We start from the raw sequence: 15,029 nt of genomic DNA, 5'->3' as shown, positions 1-15,029 counted from the left end.
GCCGCCTGGCATCGCGCCGGGCGGCTACGCCTTTGCTGCCTACCGCAGGCTTGTCCCTTGGCTGGTGCCAGCATGGCGCTGCGCGAGCTTCGCCTCAAGTGCGGTGCGAACCTCCCGCGGAGACAGCCCCTCAATGCTCTGCCCAAGCAGTTCCTCAATTTCGGGACGGCTGCGGATGCCCATGCTGCGCGCCCAACGCCAGAAGCTGTCCCACTCCGTCTGTCGGATGGAGCGGCTGCGACCAGCGGTCTGTGCTGCCGCATTTTTGGCGAGCGGCTGACCCGCCGGCGGCGTTGGGGAGACAACGCTTACCGGAAGCTCTTCTGACAGCGATGACGCCGTAAACGGTGGCTGGACCGTCTCGAGTGGTGGCGGGGGTGGTGGCTCGGGTGGCGCTGGCGTGAGCAGATCGTCAATGCCCGAAGGCGAGAACGTGCCGGCGAGGGCCGGACGCGCCGGTTCAGCCGGAATGCTCGCGCGGCCGAGCCGTGCAAGCAACCGCGTCAGTGCACGGTCCTCGGCCTGCTCGACTGGCGGTGCACCCTCGTCAGTCGAGGCCGAGCCGAGGGCGCTGACCGTCTGCAGGTCGAGCCGGAGGGTCACGCGCACCACAGCTGTATGCCCGTCAAAGTGCAGCAGGTCGCTCTCCAGTGTCCACGATGCCGCCTCGCCCAGCAGGCTGGTGAGGAGTGGTTGCTCGTGCGCACGGTATTCCGTCATCGCCTGCCTCCTCAGCTCGAGCTTGCCGCCTGGTTGGCTGCCCCGGGCACATCGTCCGCACGCAACAGCCCCGATGCGCTCGGAGCATGGCGGCGGAAGTAGCGCACCAGCCCGTCGACCGACATGCGGTAGCCGCCAGATGCCCAGCGGTAGGCCGGCTGCGTGCTTGCGTCGCCGCACGTGGTGAAGAATTCGGCCTCGCCGAGTTGCATTAACATCTCGGTGATGGCTTCTGGGGTGTCGCCGGCCTGCAGCCGCGCGCCAACCAACCCGCTCCAGAGGAAGAGGCGGGCAAGCAGGTCGTCAAAGTGCCAGTCGGGATCATAAACTGGCCCGCCGTGGGTGAGGTAGAGACGAGACGGACGCAGCGCACGCAGCCGCGTGATGCTCTGCCGCCAGTGACCAAGGTCGATGTCCGGCGGCGGCGTTGGCGGGAAGACGAACGGCCGGCTGTTGATACGGATGCCAGCAACGTCGCCGGTGTAGACCGCGCCGCTCGTAACATCGTGGAACGCGTGGTGGTGGCTTGCATGTCCGGGTGTTGCGACGGCGCGGAGCGTCCGGCTCCCGGCATCGATCAGATCGCCGTCGTCGAGCGGGATAACGCGTTCAGCTGGGCAAGGCAGTGTCTCGCCCCAGAGCGGAATCAGCTGGTCGCCGTAGATGCGCCCCGCGCTGGCCAACAGCCGCGTTGGGTCGATCATATGTGGCGCGCCCAGACGATGGACGAAGAGCCGGGCGTTCGGGAGCGCAGCAAGCAGTGCACCAGCTGCTCCCGCATGGTCCAGGTGGATGTGGGTCACGACGAGTTGCGTGACCTGCTCAAACGCAAAACCGGCTGCGGCGATCCCGGCTCGCAGCGCGTCAATCGTTGAAGCCGGGCCGGTCTCAATGAGCGTAAGGCCCTCCCGACTCGCGATGAGGTAGACCAAAATCGCCTGCGGTGCATCACGGAAGACGAGGTCAATGGAAAACACTCCTGGCTCAAGCTCTTGGACGATCGGCTCCACCACACACTCCCTTCGTACTGCCGCCTTCTGCAGTGTCTAAGGATACGCTGGCTGCCTCGCTGCTGTTATCACTGCAAACCAAGCATCACGCGTGCAACGGTGAAGTAGATGACAAGTCCCGTCCCATCAACGAGCGTTGCGATGAAGGGCGAGGAAACGACCGCTGGATCAATACCAAGACGACGCAAGACCAACGGCAAGACGGATGCCACGGTCACCGCCCAGAGAACAATCCCCCAGATCGCGATGGCCACCGTCAGGGCGACGACCGTGCCGACTTGTAAGATTTCTGCCCGGGCGAAGGCTGCTAGTGCCATGACGGCGCCGAGCAACATCGCTGTGGCAAATTCCTTGGGAATAATGCGCGGAATGTCGCGGAGGCCAATCTTCTCCAGCGCCATCGCGCGCACGAGCGTCGTCACGACCTGCGAACCGGCATTCCCGCCGGTGCCGATGAGCAACGGGACAAAGAAGGACAGTGCCACGACTTGTTCAATTTCCCGCTGGAAGTGGCGGAGCACCGTGCCGGTGTACATCTCGGCGATAAAGAGGAGCAGCAGCCAACCAACTCGCTTGCGCCAGAGCAGGATCGGACTGGCCTTCATGTAAGGGATATCGAGCGGCTGGGAACCGCCGAGTCGCTCGATGTCCTCGGTCACTTCCTGTTCAAGGATGTCGGCAACGTCGTCCGCCGTAATGATGCCGAGCAAGCGGTTCTGGTCGTCGACCACCGGGAGGGCGATCAGCCCCTCACTGGTCAGCAGGCGCGCCGCTTCTTCTTGGTCAGCGGTCGCCTGCACTTTCACAATGTCAGTTTCCATAATCTCGCCGACGGTGCGGTCTGGCGGACTGAGGACGAGGTCGCGCATCGACACGACGCCGAGCAGGTGACCGTGCTCGTCGGTCACGTAGACGTAGTAGATCGTCTCGGCGGCTTGGGCCAGCGTGCGCAGTGCGGCGATCGCCTGGTCAACCCGGATATCAGGCGAGAGGGCGACGAACGCGGGCGTCATCCGGCCGCCAGCGGAGTCGGGTGGGTAGGCGAGCAACGACTTCAGTTCTTCGGCCTCGAGCGGTTCCATGGCGACAAGGATTTGGCTGGCATTCTCCGGCGCCAGCTGGGCGAGGACATCGGCCGCATCGTCGGGGGCCATGGCTTCGAGGACGTCGGCGGCCTCAGCTGAGCCGAGCCGTTCCAGCACGCTCGCTGCTTCATCCGGCTCGAGTTCCGAGAGAATGTCACTCAAGGTCTCATCGCCCAGCAGGTCAGCCAGTTGCCGGAGTTGGTCAGGGCTGAGTTGCTCAAGTGCCGCAGCCAGCTCCCCCTGCTCGGCGAGCTGCCACAGGGTGTGCTCAAGCGCTTCACGGTCATGCTGCGTGATAGCGGTGATGAGCAGCGTGGCATGTCCCATTTCCGTCGCCATGGTCGTCGTTCTCCGTTCACGCTTCCCTGGAGTGCCTCGGCAACCGGTCGTTTGAAGGGTGCTGCTCTGCCCTGGGCGAGTCTACAGCGCGTGGCATGAGCCGGCAATCATCGGTTGCCAGCCCGTGCGATACTACAGAGTGGGGAAAGGGATACTGGCATGCTGCAAAGGGACACCGAGCACTACGACGCTATTCTTGTTGGAGGGCGGCTTGCCGGGGCGACGACTGCAGTGCTCCTGGCGCAGCGTGGCGCGCGAGTGCTCGTCCTCGAGCGCGACCGTGTCAACCGGCCGACGCTGTCAACCCACCTCTTCTTCCCAGATACCCTGGCTGTCCTGCGCGATATCGGCGCGCTCGATGCCGTGCTCGCTGTGCCGGCGCCCCGGCTGCAGTGGATCCGCTTCCCCTACGTCGCTGCGCCGATTCCCGAGCAGGCTGGCCACGCATTTGCACTCTGCATCCGGCGCGAGGTGCTCGATCCGCTTGTGCTCGCTCGCGCGGCCGAGCATCCGCTGATCACCGTGCGCGAAGAGGCCCAGGTGACCGGCCTCCTGTGGGACGATGGCCGTGTCTGTGGCGTGCGCTATCGGCTGCGCCGCTCACGGGCTGAGCACGAAGCCCGCGGTCGCATCGTGATCGGGGCCGATGGTCGAGCGTCGTTCGTCGCCAAGGCGGTCAAGGCCGCAACGTACGACGCTGTTCCGCCCCTCTACGCCTGGTATTACACCTATTGCGCTGACGTGCCGATCGATAGCCCACCGAGTGCGTTTGCCGTGAGTGGCGAGTTCCCCGCACTTGCTGCACGCTATGCGGCGGCGTTCCTCTTCCCCGCTGACCATGGCCTGACGCTCGTTGGCTTTGGTGTTGACCACACGGCGTTCCCGCGGATGCGGCGCAACGCGCGGCGCTGGTTCTGGGAAGGGTTGCGCTGCTGGCCTGAAATCTGGGACCGTGTCGGATTGGCGCGCCAGGAGACACCGATCTACGGCACCGGCGAATTGCCGAATTTCTTCCGCACTGCCGCAGGCCCAGGGTGGGCGCTCGTCGGTGATGCCGGGTGCCATAAAGATCCGCATTCCGTCCAGGGCATCGGCGACGCCATGCGGAGCGCTCGCCTGCTCGCGCACGCGCTCGATCGCTGGTGGAGTGGCGAATGGTCAGAAGCCGAGGCGCTTGCCTGGTACCAGCAGGCGCGCGATGCCGACCTGCGGCCAATGTACGACTTTACTACCTTCCGCCTCCAGCAAGCAGTCGGCGAGGACGTCTGGGAGGCCTACAGCCAGCTCACCTGGCAGGATGCGGTACTGGCCCAGCAGCGTGTGGCAGCAATGACGCACGCCGTTGACCCAGCGACAGTCTACTCGCCAGCGGCCGTGCGAGCGGCGGTTGAGGCGGCCGGCATACTGCAGTCGCATGCGTCAAGCTTTTCCTGACGACACGGTCGCGGTGCGTTCGCCTATAGTTACCATAGCGACGGCGGCAGGCTTGGCCCTGGCGGACTGACCAATGTGCCTTGGACTGACGAGCAACCTGCCGACCATTTCCACTGCTGACCTTACCACCGGCGGTGGCGTGTGGCTTGCCGCTGGGGCTGTTGCATCCGTCAGCCAGGCAGCGCTCACCCAGGTAGCAGCGTCAACTGGCCGGGTGCGTGCTCCGCGTGGCCTGCGTGTCGTGCTCACCCTTGCGCTACTGTGCGGCCTCCTGACGTTTCCCACGACATGCCAATGTGGCGACGTCCTGCCCCACCCGCACGTGCTGTTTCTCTTGCCTGGCCACTACCACGGCGGTCCTCTGGCTGAAACGCCAGCGGGCCGCCAGGTGCAGGGTCCTCTGGCGACGGCGAGCGGGCCTCAGTTGCAGGCGCCGGCCGTGACGCCAGCGTTCGGCGAGGCGCTGGCTGCGGCGCTGGCGCTGGCCTGGCTGCTTCGTCGTCGTGATCAACTGGGCGTCCTCTTCGGTGCACCCCTGATGGGACAAGGCCGCTCGGTCACCCCTGATCCGCCGCCCCCGCGCGTGATCCACGCACGACCACTCGCAGTAGTTTCTGTCGGGTAAACGCGAACGAAAGCGCGAAAGGAGCAGCAGTCATGCGTGGTGCGCGGTGGTTGCGCATGCTGGCGGCACTGGCGCTCGCCGTGAGCATGCTGGTGAGCGTTGTCGGGCTGGCCAGTGCCCATGAGCATCGCGATGTTGGCCCATACACCCTAACGGTCGGCTTTCGCAATGAGCCTGCGATTGCCGATGAGCCGAACGGCCTTGACCTGCGGGTGACGCAAGGGGAAGGGCAGGATGCCAAGCCGGTCGAAGGGTTGGAGAAGACGCTGAAGGCCGAAGTACTCTTCGGCGGGCAGCGCATGCCCTTGACCTTGCGGGCGGTCTACGGCAAGCCTGGCTCGTACACCGCCGATTTCATCCCAACGCAGCCGGGCGACTACACGTTCCACATCTTCGGCACGATCAACGGCACGTCCGTTGACGAGCGCTTTACCAGTAGCCCGACTACCTTCTCGCCTGTGCAGGATCGCAGCACGCTGACCTTCCCGGCGGCGGTACCACCGCTGGCGGCCGTCCACGACATGACCATGCAGGCCCAGCACACGGCGGATCAGGCGCGGCTGCTCGGCATTGCTGGCCTCGTCGTCGGCGTGCTCGGCCTGATCGCTGGACTTGGCGGGCTGCTGGCGGCGCGGCGGGCGCAGGCGATGCGCCCCGCACCGCGAGTGGCACCGGGCCAGAGCGGAGACTGACGCGATGCGTCCCCACCGCTGGGGCGGGATTGTCCTCGCCCTGTTGCTTGGGATGGGGTGCGCGCTCGGAGAGGGGCGTGGGCTGGTCATGGCCCACGCCCTGCTCGCCCGCAGCGACCCGCCCGCCAATGCCGTCCTCCCGACGCCACCGGCTGCTGTCACCCTCTGGTTCACCGAGCCGATCGCGCCCCAGGACAGCTACGCCCAGCTCTTCGACGCTCAGGGGCGACCTGTCCAGACAGCGCCGAGTCATCCCGGCCCTACCGCTGACAGCCTGGTGTTGCCGCTCCCTGCCACGCTGCCGCCCGGCACCTATACCGTGCAGTGGGTGACCGTCTCCACGCTGGACGGACACCAAACGGGCGGGCTGGTCGCCTTCACCGTTGGCAGTGCGCCGGTCGTGCCTGCTCCGCCGCCGCCAGCACCGAGTGGCCCGCCGATCTGGCTCGCGGCCGTGGCCCGTGGGCTGCGCGCGATCGGCCTGGCAGGGCTGCTGGGCATCCTCCTCAGTTGGGCGCTGATCCGTCGCGCCGTCGAGCAGGCAGCCGCGGCCGACCGCCTTGCCCAGCGCGTCTGGCGTGCCGCAACCGTCGCCTGGCTGCTTGCTCTGAGCGGCACGGGGCTGGTCGTGCTCGCCCAGGCGCTGACCGGCCGTCACCGTTTTGGCCCGGCAGCCGTGTGGCAGGCGCTGGTCGCGACCCAAGCCGGCCAGTTGCTTGGGCTCGCCCTGCTCGCGCTCGCTGGTGCGGGCGTTGGACTGTGGCTGCGGCGCGGGTGGATCGTCGAGGGGGGTGCGGGGCTGGCGGCGCTGGTCCAGGCGGCGATGAGCCACGCTGCGGCGCAGCCGGTGGGCGCACCCGTTGCCGTACTGGCCGATCTCGTGCACCTCGTGGCTGCGAGTTGCTGGGTCGGTGGCGTGATCGTGGTCAGCTTGACGCTCGGTACGCTGCGGGCGCTGAGTGACCGGCCGCGCGTTGTCGCCGCGGTGCAGCGGGGCTCGGCGCTGTTTCTCGGGAGTGTGGTCGCGCTTGTGCTCACCGGCCTCTACGCGACCTGGCTCGACGTCGGCACACCGGACGGGCTGACCACCGCGTATGGACAGACGCTGGCGGTCAAGCTTGGGCTCGTCGTGCTGATGCTGGCGCTGGCTGCGCTCCACCGATGGGTTGCGCTGCCGCGGCTTGCTGAGGGCCCGCACTGGTTCGCGCGCACCCTCGTACTGGAGGCCGCATTGGGCCTTGGGGTATTGGCCGTGACGGGACTCCTGGTCAGCCTGCCGCCGGCGCGCAGTGTCGTGGAGGCGCGGGCTGGGCGCGTGGCTGTCACCCTCGCGGGCGAGCACGGCCAGGTGTACCTGACGATCGAGCCGGGGATGGCTGGCCCGAACCGCTATACCGCAGACGTTGCGGTGCCAGGGGCAGCGAACCCTGCCACCCAGGTGCTGCTGCGGGTTGCCCCGCGCGATCTCGCGACGAGCGAGCAGGAAGTGGCGCTGATGCCGCTCGGTGGCCAGCGTTTCAGCGCCGTTGGCAGTCAGCTGAGCCTGGCTGGAACGTGGGAGCTTGAGCTGATCGTGCGCCGGCCGGGGATGACCGACTGGCGCGCCGTTGGGCAGGTGACAATCGGCACTACACCACCGCCGGCGCCCTGGACCGCGCCCCGGCCAGGGTGGCTGGTCTGGCTGGTTGGCGCGGGTGTGGTCCTCGGCGGCGTTGTCAGCATCGTGGGCGGGCTGCGGTGGCGCGCGGTGGTGCCAGCGGCCAGCCAGCGCCAGCGCCTCTCGGTTGGGAGCGGCAGCCCTCGCCGGTGACCCGATCAGCTGCGGGGTGCGTCGCGCGCGATGCGCCATCCGGAGCCGATCGGTGACGGCACAGGGCCAGAGGCTGGGAGATCGGTCCCTGGCCCTGTGTCTGGGTAGGCAGGCAGGAAAGCCACCACACGATAAGGTGAATGCGCCCGAGCGATAAGCTGAATGCCCCACAAATGCCCCATCTCGAGTATCATTGTTGTTGCGGCACCTCGTGCCGGGGGAGGGTTACGCGCCCTCAGATGGCGGTGGCCCTGCCCAGCCTCCCAGGTGGGGGATGCCTGCCGGTATCTGGGAGGCACGAAGGCCAGTGCACGGAGGTGGGTGGGTAGACCAATGCAAATCACACGGCAGTTTACAGGAATCAACCTCGGGTATCTCCTGGACCTCTACGAGCAGTATCAGCGTGACCCGCATGCGGTTGATCCGGCGTGGCAAGCCTTCTTCGCACACTGGGGCCCTCGCCTCGTGCAGGAGTTGGCTGCGCCGGCGCCGCCAGATGGTCGGGTGGCGCCGGTTTTTGATCTGAGCAAAGTGGTCGCGGCAGTGAACCTGGCCCAGGCCATTCGACATCGTGGCCATCTGGCCGCGCGCCTTGACCCGTTGGGATCGCCGCCGCCAGGCGACCCTGCCCTCGAGCTCGCAAGCCACGGGCTGTCCGAAGCCGACCTGGCGGCCTTGCCGGCGAGCGTCGTCGGAGGGCCGCTCAGCGAGGGCGCGGCGAATGCGGCCGAGGCGATTGCGCGGCTGCGCCACGTCTACTGCGGCACGATCGGCTACGACTTCGGCCATGTCGAGGCGCCGGCTGAGCGGCGCTGGCTGCTTGACGCTGTCGAATCAGGGCGCTATGCAACGCCGCTGTCGCCGGAGGAAAAGCGGGCCTTGCTCGAGCGACTGACCCAGGTGGAGGTCTTTGAGCGGTTCCTGCACCGCGCCTTCGTCGGGCAGAAGCGCTTCTCGATTGAAGGCAACGACATGCTCGTGCCAATGCTCGATCTCCTCGTGCGCTCGGCAGCACTCAACGGTATTCCCACAGTGGCGCTTGGCATGGCGCACCGCGGGCGGTTGAACGTGCTGGCGCACGTGCTCGGGAAGCCATATGAAGCGATCATCGCTGAGTTTATGGGGCTGCACCATCGCGAGCCTGTTTCTGAGGCAGGCGGCGGCACGTTCGGGTATACCGGCGACGTGAAGTATCACCTTGGGGCCGACCGTCCCGCCGGTGATGGCTTGCCGGTACATGTCGTGCTTGCCAATAACCCAAGCCATCTTGAATTTGTCAACCCGGTGCTTGAAGGCATGGCCCGCGCGCTCCAGGATGACCGTTCAGCGCCAGGCGCGCCGAAGCGTTCAGCCGATGCGTGCTTGCCAGTCTTGATCCATGGCGACGCTGCCTTCCCTGGCGAGGGTATCGTTGCCGAAACGCTCAACCTGGCACAGTTGCCGGGTTATACCACCGGTGGCACCGTGCATATCATCGTCAATAACCAGCTCGGATATACGACGGAGCCATGGGAAGGCCGCTCGACGCAGTACGCAAGCGATATCGCGCGCGGCTACGAGATCCCGGTCATCCATGTCAACGCTGACGATCCCGAGGCATGCCTGATCGCCACACGCATTGCCTTCGCCTATCGCCAGGCCTTCCATAAGGACATCTTGATCGACATGATCGGCTATCGGCGGTGGGGGCACAACGAGGGTGACGAGCCAAGCTTCACCCAGCCCGTGCTCTACGAGACGATCACGAAGCACCCGACGGTGCGGGCAATCTGGGCGGAGCGGCTTGCCAGCGAAGGGCTTGTCACGGTCGAGCAAGCCGAGCAGATGGTGCAGGAGGCGCTGGGCACGTTGCAGCAGATTCGCCAGGAGTTGGCCCAGCATGCTGATGGCGTCAGCGGGAATGGGCTGGTGGGCAGCAACGGGCGAGCGCTCGAGATTCAGACCGCCGTGCCGCTTGAGCGCCTGCGCGAGTTCAACCGCCAAGCCCACGCATTACCAGAAACGTTCCATCTCAATCCGAAGCTGCGCCGTCAACTCCAGCGGCGGCTCGAGGTGGGCGAGGGCGATGGCCCGGTTGACTGGGCGCATGCCGAACTGCTGGCCTTTGCCGCGATCCTGGCTGACGGCATCCCGATCCGCTTGACTGGCCAGGATACGATTCGCGGCACCTTCAGCCAGCGCCACATCGCTTTCTTCGACGTCGAAACCAACGAGCGCTACGTCCCCTTGCAGCACTTGCCAGCAGCGCGCGCGAGCTTCGACGTGCACAACAGCCCGCTTTCGGAAGCGGCGCCGCTTGGCTTCGAGTACGGCTACAGCGTGCAAGCGCCAGAGGCACTGGTGCTGTGGGAGGCCCAGTTCGGCGACTTTGCCAACGTTGCCCAGGTGATCATCGACCAGTTCATCGTGAGTGGCCGGGCGAAGTGGCACCAGGATTCGGGCATGGTCTTGCTCCTGCCGCACGGCTATGAAGGCCAGGGGCCAGAGCATTCCAGTGCGCGTCTCGAGCGATTCCTGCAGCTGGCTGCTGAAGAGAATATCCGTGTTGCCAACTGCACGACGGCAGCGCAGTACTTCCACCTGCTGCGGCGGCAGGCATTACTGCTCCGTGTGATGCCGCGCCCGCTCATCGTCATGACGCCGAAGAGCTTGCTGCGGCATCCAAAGGCAGCCTCAGCCCTGAGCGAGTTGGCCCAAGGGACGTTCCAGCCGGTGCTTGACGACGCCGAAGCCCGCAGCCATCCTGACGACATTGCCCGCGTCGTCTTCTGCAGCGGCAAGGTGTTCGTTGATCTTGTCACGAGCCCGCTTTGGGAGAAAGCCAAGCAGCAGGTCGCAGTGGTGCGGGTGGAGCAGCTCTACCCCTTCCCAGAGGCGGAGTTGGCTGACGTCATCGCGCGCTACCGGCAGGCAGTCGACTGGATTTGGCTGCAGGAAGAGCCGAAGAACATGGGCGCCTGGACGTTCATCCAGCCGCGGCTGCAAGCGCTGCTTGGTGACCGGCCGCTGCGCTACGTTGGGCGGCCGGAGCGCTCCAGCCCGGCCGAAGGGTTCGCCGAGTTGCACGAGCGGGAGCAGGCGCGGATCCTGGCCGAGGCACTCCAGGGCGTGCCTGAGCGGGCTGCACGCGTCTAGCACATATGGGAGTGGGCAATGGCGATTGAGGTGCGCGTTCCAGCGCTCGGCGAGTCGATCGTCGAGGCCGTGATCGGGCAGTGGCTCAAGAAAGAGGGCGACCGGGTTGCGGCTGGCGAGGCGCTCGTTGAGCTTGAAACCGAGAAAGTCAACGTTGAAGTCGCGGCCGAGCAGGACGGCGTCCTGCAACAGATCCTCAAGCGTGAGGGTGAGACGGTACAAGTCGGTGAGGTGATCGCGGTGCTCGGCGAGGCCGGGGCGGTCACCGCTGAGCCAGCGGCTGTCGCTGCCCAGGCCCAGCCTGCGGCTGTGGCGGCACAGCCCAGCGCGCCAGCCGCACCGCCGAGCCCGCAACCGACAACGCCGTCACAGCCTCCTGTCGAGAGCAGCGCAGGCGCTGCACTGGCTGCGGGTGTGCGAGCGTCGCCCGCAGTGCGGCGGCTGGCTGAAGAATATGGCATCGATCTCGCGCAGGTGACACCAAGTGGCGAGGGTGGGCGGATCACCCGCGACGACGTGCTGCGTTACCTTGCCCAGCAGCGGCAGGCCGCTCCCGCGCCGAGCGCGCCAGCAACAAACGGCGCGACCACGACGGCTGCGCCGGCCAGCCAGCCAGCGGCGCCTGCTGCGCCAGCGGCCGTGCCGAGCACGCCGGCAGCACCAAGCGCGCCGTCAGTCGAAGTGCCGGGCTTTGTCGTCGGCGCGGCCGACCGCCGCGAAGAGCGCATCCGGATGACACAACGCCGCAAGACAATCGCACAGCGCCTCGTCGAGGCGCAGCACACCGCGGCCATGCTCACAACCTTCAACGAGATCGACATGAGCGCGGTGATGGAGCTCCGGCGGCGCTGGCGTGACCAGTTCCGCGAACGCTATGGCGTCAGCCTCGGCTTCATGTCGTTCTTCACGAAAGCCGTTGTTGGCGCGCTCAAGGCGTTCCCCTATCTCAACGCGGAGATCCAAGGCGACGAGATTGTGCTGAAGCACTACTACGACATTGGTGTCGCTGTGGCGACCGACGAAGGGCTCGTTGTCCCGGTCGTGCGGGATGCGGACCGGAAGTCGTTTGCCCAGATCGAGCGCGAGATTGAAGAGTTAGCGCGTAAGGCGCGCGAACGCCGCCTCACGCTTGAGGAATTGAGCGGCGGTACGTTCACGATCACCAACGGCGGCGTGTTTGGCTCGCTGTTCTCGACGCCAATCCTGAATCCGCCCCAGGTCGGTATCCTGGGGATGCACAAGATCGAGGAACGGCCGGTCGTCGTCAACGGTGAGATCGTGGTGCGCCCGATGATGTACGTGGCGCTGACCTACGACCATCGGATCGTCGATGGCCGCGAGGCAGTGCAGTTCCTCGTGCGGGTCAAAGAGCTGATCGAAGACCCCGAGCGCTTGTTGCTCGAAGGATAGGCCGCTGATGCCAGTGACCGAGCTGCGGCGGGCTCCGGCCCCTGACGGCGAACTCCTGGCGTACGAGGTGCGGCACGAGCCGGGCGCCTGGCCGCCTCTGCTTGCCCTGCATGGCGTTCTCGTCGGGACTTCGAACTGGATCCATCAGATGCTGCGCCTGCCGCAGTTCTGGTGGATCGTGCCCCATATTCGCGGTCACGGCGAAAGCCCGCCGCCTCAGCCTCGCCAGACGATTGAAGAGGCGGCGCTCGACGCCCTTGCCGTGCTTGACGCGGAGGGCGTCGAGCGGGCTGTGGTGCTGGGGAACTCGCTCGGCGCGACGATTGCATTCGCGCTCGCACTGCTTCGGCCCGAGCGCGTGGATGCACTCGTGCTGGTCGAACCGTCGATTCCGGCGTTGCTCAGTGATGATGCTGGGCGAGTCCGGCTGGAGCAGGAGGCGCGGCAGGCGCGGGCGTTGCTCGCTGCCGATCGGATCGACGAGGCGCTCGCGATTTTCCTCGAGCCACGCCTCGGCCCGGACTGGCAGCACAAGGCCGGCTCGCGCCGCATGGCTGAGTGGCGACGGAACATTTTCTCCGTCCCGCAGTGGATCGACGCTGTGCTGGCCTTTGATCCTGGCCCGGGGGTGATTGCCGCGCTTGATCGGCCAATGCTGCTGGTCTATGGCGCGCACACGCAGCCGTTTTACCGCGCGATGACGCTCGCGCTGGCTGACCTTTGCCCCCACGCGGAACTCGTTGAAGTGCCGAACGCCGGGCATGGCTCACCGGCCGATAACCCTGAGGGGTTCAACGCTGTCCTGCTCGCGTTCCTCGAGCGTCTCGGACTGCTGCCTGCGTCGTCATCGTCAGCCTGATGTTGCTAACACAAGTGCAGCATCGAGCAGCACCTGAGTGCCCTGCGCGATGTCGTCGGGGGTGGTCCACTCGTGCGGGTTGTGGCTAATGCCGGCGCGGCTCGGGACGAGGATCATGCCGGCTGGGCAAATCTGGGCGATCTGCATCGCGTCGTGTCCGGCGCCTGAAATCATCCGCCGGTATGGCAACTGCCGTGCAGCAGCGCACTGCTCGAGCAAGGCGATGAGCGCAGGGTCGAGTGGCACGGGCGTCTCGTCGGTCAGGATGGCGCATTCGACGTCGAGGCCGCGCTCGCGAGCGATAACCGCGATCGCCTGCTGCACGGCGGTGACGAGCGCGGCCTTGGTGCCGGCGTCCGCGCTGCGGAGATCGATGCCCAGCTCGACTCGACCCGGGATGACGTTGATGGCGCCGGGCTCGACGCGGACGACGCCAACGGTGCCGACGCTGCCAGGGTGCGACAGGGCGAGCCGTTCGATGGCCAGGATGATCTCGGCAGCGCCGGTTAAGGCGTCGCGGCGCAGGGGCATCGGCGTGGCGCCGGCGTGGTCGGCTTGGCCGACGATGGTGACGCGCAGACGTGTCGGCGCGGCGATGGCCTCAACGATGCCGATGACCGCGCCAGTGCTTTCCAGCACGCGGCCCTGCTCGATGTGCAGTTCAAGGTAGGCTGCGAACGCGCCGGGCGGACGGCGCACTGTGGCCAGCAGTTCGGGGTAGAGCCCGCTGCGGGCCAGAACCTGCCGCAAGGTCGTGCCTTGGCTATCGCGCAGGTCAAGGATCTCCTCGGGGGTCACCGTGCCGGCGACGAGTGCACTGCCGAGCGTGCCTCGTCCAAATCGACTCGACTCCTCGCAGCTGAAGGCGACGACGCCGAGCGGCCGCGTGAGGCGCAGGCCATGTTCGCGTACGACGGTGACAACCTCAAGAGCGGCAACGACGCCGGCCGTGCCGTCGAACCGGCCGCCGCCGGGCACGGTATCGAGGTGCGAGCCGAGGAGGATCGGCGGGAGGGTTGGGTCGGCCGCTTGATCAGTCAGCCAGCCGAAGACGTTGCCGAAGGCGTCAACGTCGACGGTGAGTCCGAGCTGGCGTAGCTGGTAGACGAAGCGCTGGCGCGCTTGCCGGTCGGCGCGCGAGAAGGCGAGGCGATACATGCCGCCGTCGGCGCGATAGCCGATTCGAGCAAAGGCGCGGAGTTCTTCGCGGATGCGTTCGGCGTTGACAACGTAGTCGCGCGTGCGTGACTGCATCGGTTCAAGCGCTTTCTCGTGGCTGGAGATGCTCGACCGCGTCCCGGCCGTCGAGTTCGGCGAGCAGCACTTGCACCTGGGCATGAGGTGCGACGGGAAGCTGCAGGCCGGTGAAATCGGGACAAATCGGCAGCTCGCGTCCGCCGCGGTCAACGAGGACGGCGAGCGCGATGCGGGTTGGCCGTCCGAGATCGAGCAGTTCATCGAGGGCGGCCCGAACCGTCCGGCCGGTGTAGAGCACGTCGTCGACGAGGATGATCGTCTTGCCGTGCAGGGCAAAGGGAATGTCGGTTTGGCCGATTATCGGCTGCTCGGCGAGGCTGTCAAAGTCGTCGCGGTAGAGAGTGATGTCGAGCGCGCCGATCGGCGGGCGAAAGCCGAGGTGCGCGGCCAACCGCTCGGCGAGTCGCTGGGCGAGCAGGTCTCCGCGTCGCCGAATGCCGACAAGCGCAAGCTCTCTTTGCCCAGCGAACTGCGCGGCGATCGCCTCAGCGAGGTGATCGAGAGTGACCGCTAATCCGGCGGCGTCGAGGACGAGCGTGGCTTCAAACCGTGCAGCTTCCGGTGACGACATCACTCATCCTGTCCGTGTGCCACGTTTTCCTGTGCTGATCTTACCGGTCATGGTCCAATCCTGTCGATGCCCTCTTGGCAGG

Annotated in this window: 12 protein-coding genes; 7 read left to right on the top strand and 5 right to left on the bottom strand. The window is 66.5% G+C overall.

All coding sequences use genetic code 11. The features are described 5' to 3' along the window. Window positions 1-39: 39 nt before the first annotated feature. The 3 genes from N675_RS04100 to mgtE all read right to left on the bottom strand — a co-directional run bounded on the left by N675_RS04100 (window position 40) and on the right by mgtE (window position 3,154). Entirely contained in the window at window positions 40-720 is a 681-nt protein-coding gene (locus N675_RS04100) for a hypothetical protein (RefSeq protein ID WP_038038205.1), read from the bottom strand. An 11-nt stretch (window positions 721-731) separates the two neighbouring features. Beyond that, window positions 732-1,730 carry an MBL fold metallo-hydrolase gene (locus N675_RS04095; RefSeq protein WP_231577929.1) on the bottom strand — a complete coding sequence of 333 codons (999 nt, stop codon included), beginning with the start codon at window positions 1,728-1,730 and terminating at the stop codon, window positions 732-734. Window positions 1,731-1,798: 68 nt separating this feature from the next. Then, on the bottom strand, window positions 1,799-3,154 hold the full coding sequence (gene mgtE / locus N675_RS04090) for a magnesium transporter (RefSeq protein ID WP_038038204.1): 1,356 nt from the start codon (window positions 3,152-3,154) through the stop codon (window positions 1,799-1,801). A gap of 159 nt (window positions 3,155-3,313) precedes the next feature. Between mgtE and N675_RS04085 the strand changes: the two genes are divergently transcribed. The 7 genes from N675_RS04085 (at window position 3,314) to N675_RS04055 (ending at window position 13,119) form a co-directional block, all read left to right on the top strand. Beyond that, a complete protein-coding gene (locus N675_RS04085; RefSeq protein ID WP_038038203.1) occupies window positions 3,314-4,588 on the top strand; it encodes an NAD(P)/FAD-dependent oxidoreductase in 1,275 nt (424 codons plus the stop codon). Window positions 4,589-4,661: 73 nt separating this feature from the next. After that, window positions 4,662-5,213 carry a hypothetical protein gene (locus N675_RS04080; RefSeq protein WP_038038202.1) on the top strand — a complete coding sequence of 184 codons (552 nt, stop codon included), beginning with the start codon at window positions 4,662-4,664 and terminating at the stop codon, window positions 5,211-5,213. A gap of 32 nt (window positions 5,214-5,245) precedes the next feature. Then, complete coding sequence (locus tag N675_RS04075) at window positions 5,246-5,905, top strand: hypothetical protein (RefSeq protein ID WP_038038201.1); 660 nt, start codon at window positions 5,246-5,248, stop codon at window positions 5,903-5,905. Window positions 5,906-5,909: 4 nt separating this feature from the next. Next, window positions 5,910-7,715 (top strand): copper resistance CopC/CopD family protein, encoded by a 1,806-nt coding sequence (locus tag N675_RS04070; RefSeq protein WP_038038200.1) that lies wholly within the window; start codon window positions 5,910-5,912, stop codon window positions 7,713-7,715. A gap of 333 nt (window positions 7,716-8,048) precedes the next feature. Continuing rightward, a complete protein-coding gene (locus N675_RS04065; protein WP_038038199.1) occupies window positions 8,049-10,850 on the top strand; it encodes a 2-oxoglutarate dehydrogenase E1 component in 2,802 nt (933 codons plus the stop codon). An 18-nt stretch (window positions 10,851-10,868) separates the two neighbouring features. Continuing rightward, window positions 10,869-12,260 (top strand): 2-oxoglutarate dehydrogenase complex dihydrolipoyllysine-residue succinyltransferase, encoded by a 1,392-nt coding sequence (odhB, locus tag N675_RS04060; protein WP_038038198.1) that lies wholly within the window; start codon window positions 10,869-10,871, stop codon window positions 12,258-12,260. Between the two features lie 7 nt (window positions 12,261-12,267). Further along, window positions 12,268-13,119, top strand: a complete 852-nt coding sequence (locus N675_RS04055; protein WP_038038197.1) for an alpha/beta fold hydrolase — start codon at window positions 12,268-12,270, stop codon at window positions 13,117-13,119. Here the strand turns inward: N675_RS04055 and N675_RS04050 are convergent. Both N675_RS04050 and pyrR read right to left on the bottom strand, forming a co-directional pair. Beyond that, window positions 13,111-14,373 (bottom strand): Zn-dependent hydrolase, encoded by a 1,263-nt coding sequence (locus N675_RS04050; RefSeq protein WP_038038196.1) that lies wholly within the window; start codon window positions 14,371-14,373, stop codon window positions 13,111-13,113. The two genes, N675_RS04055 and N675_RS04050, sit on opposite strands and share 9 nt — an antisense overlap. Before the next feature lie 4 nt (window positions 14,374-14,377). Then, window positions 14,378-14,947 (bottom strand): bifunctional pyr operon transcriptional regulator/uracil phosphoribosyltransferase PyrR, encoded by a 570-nt coding sequence (pyrR, locus tag N675_RS04045; RefSeq protein WP_038038195.1) that lies wholly within the window; start codon window positions 14,945-14,947, stop codon window positions 14,378-14,380. Window positions 14,948-15,029: the final 82 nt, after the last annotated feature.

This window comes from Thermorudis peleae (genome assembly GCF_000744775.1).
Classification (GTDB): domain Bacteria; phylum Chloroflexota; class Chloroflexia; order Thermomicrobiales; family Thermomicrobiaceae; genus Thermorudis; species Thermorudis peleae.
Note: the sequence above shows the minus strand (reverse complement) of the source record. Positions and strands in the feature narration are given on the sequence as shown.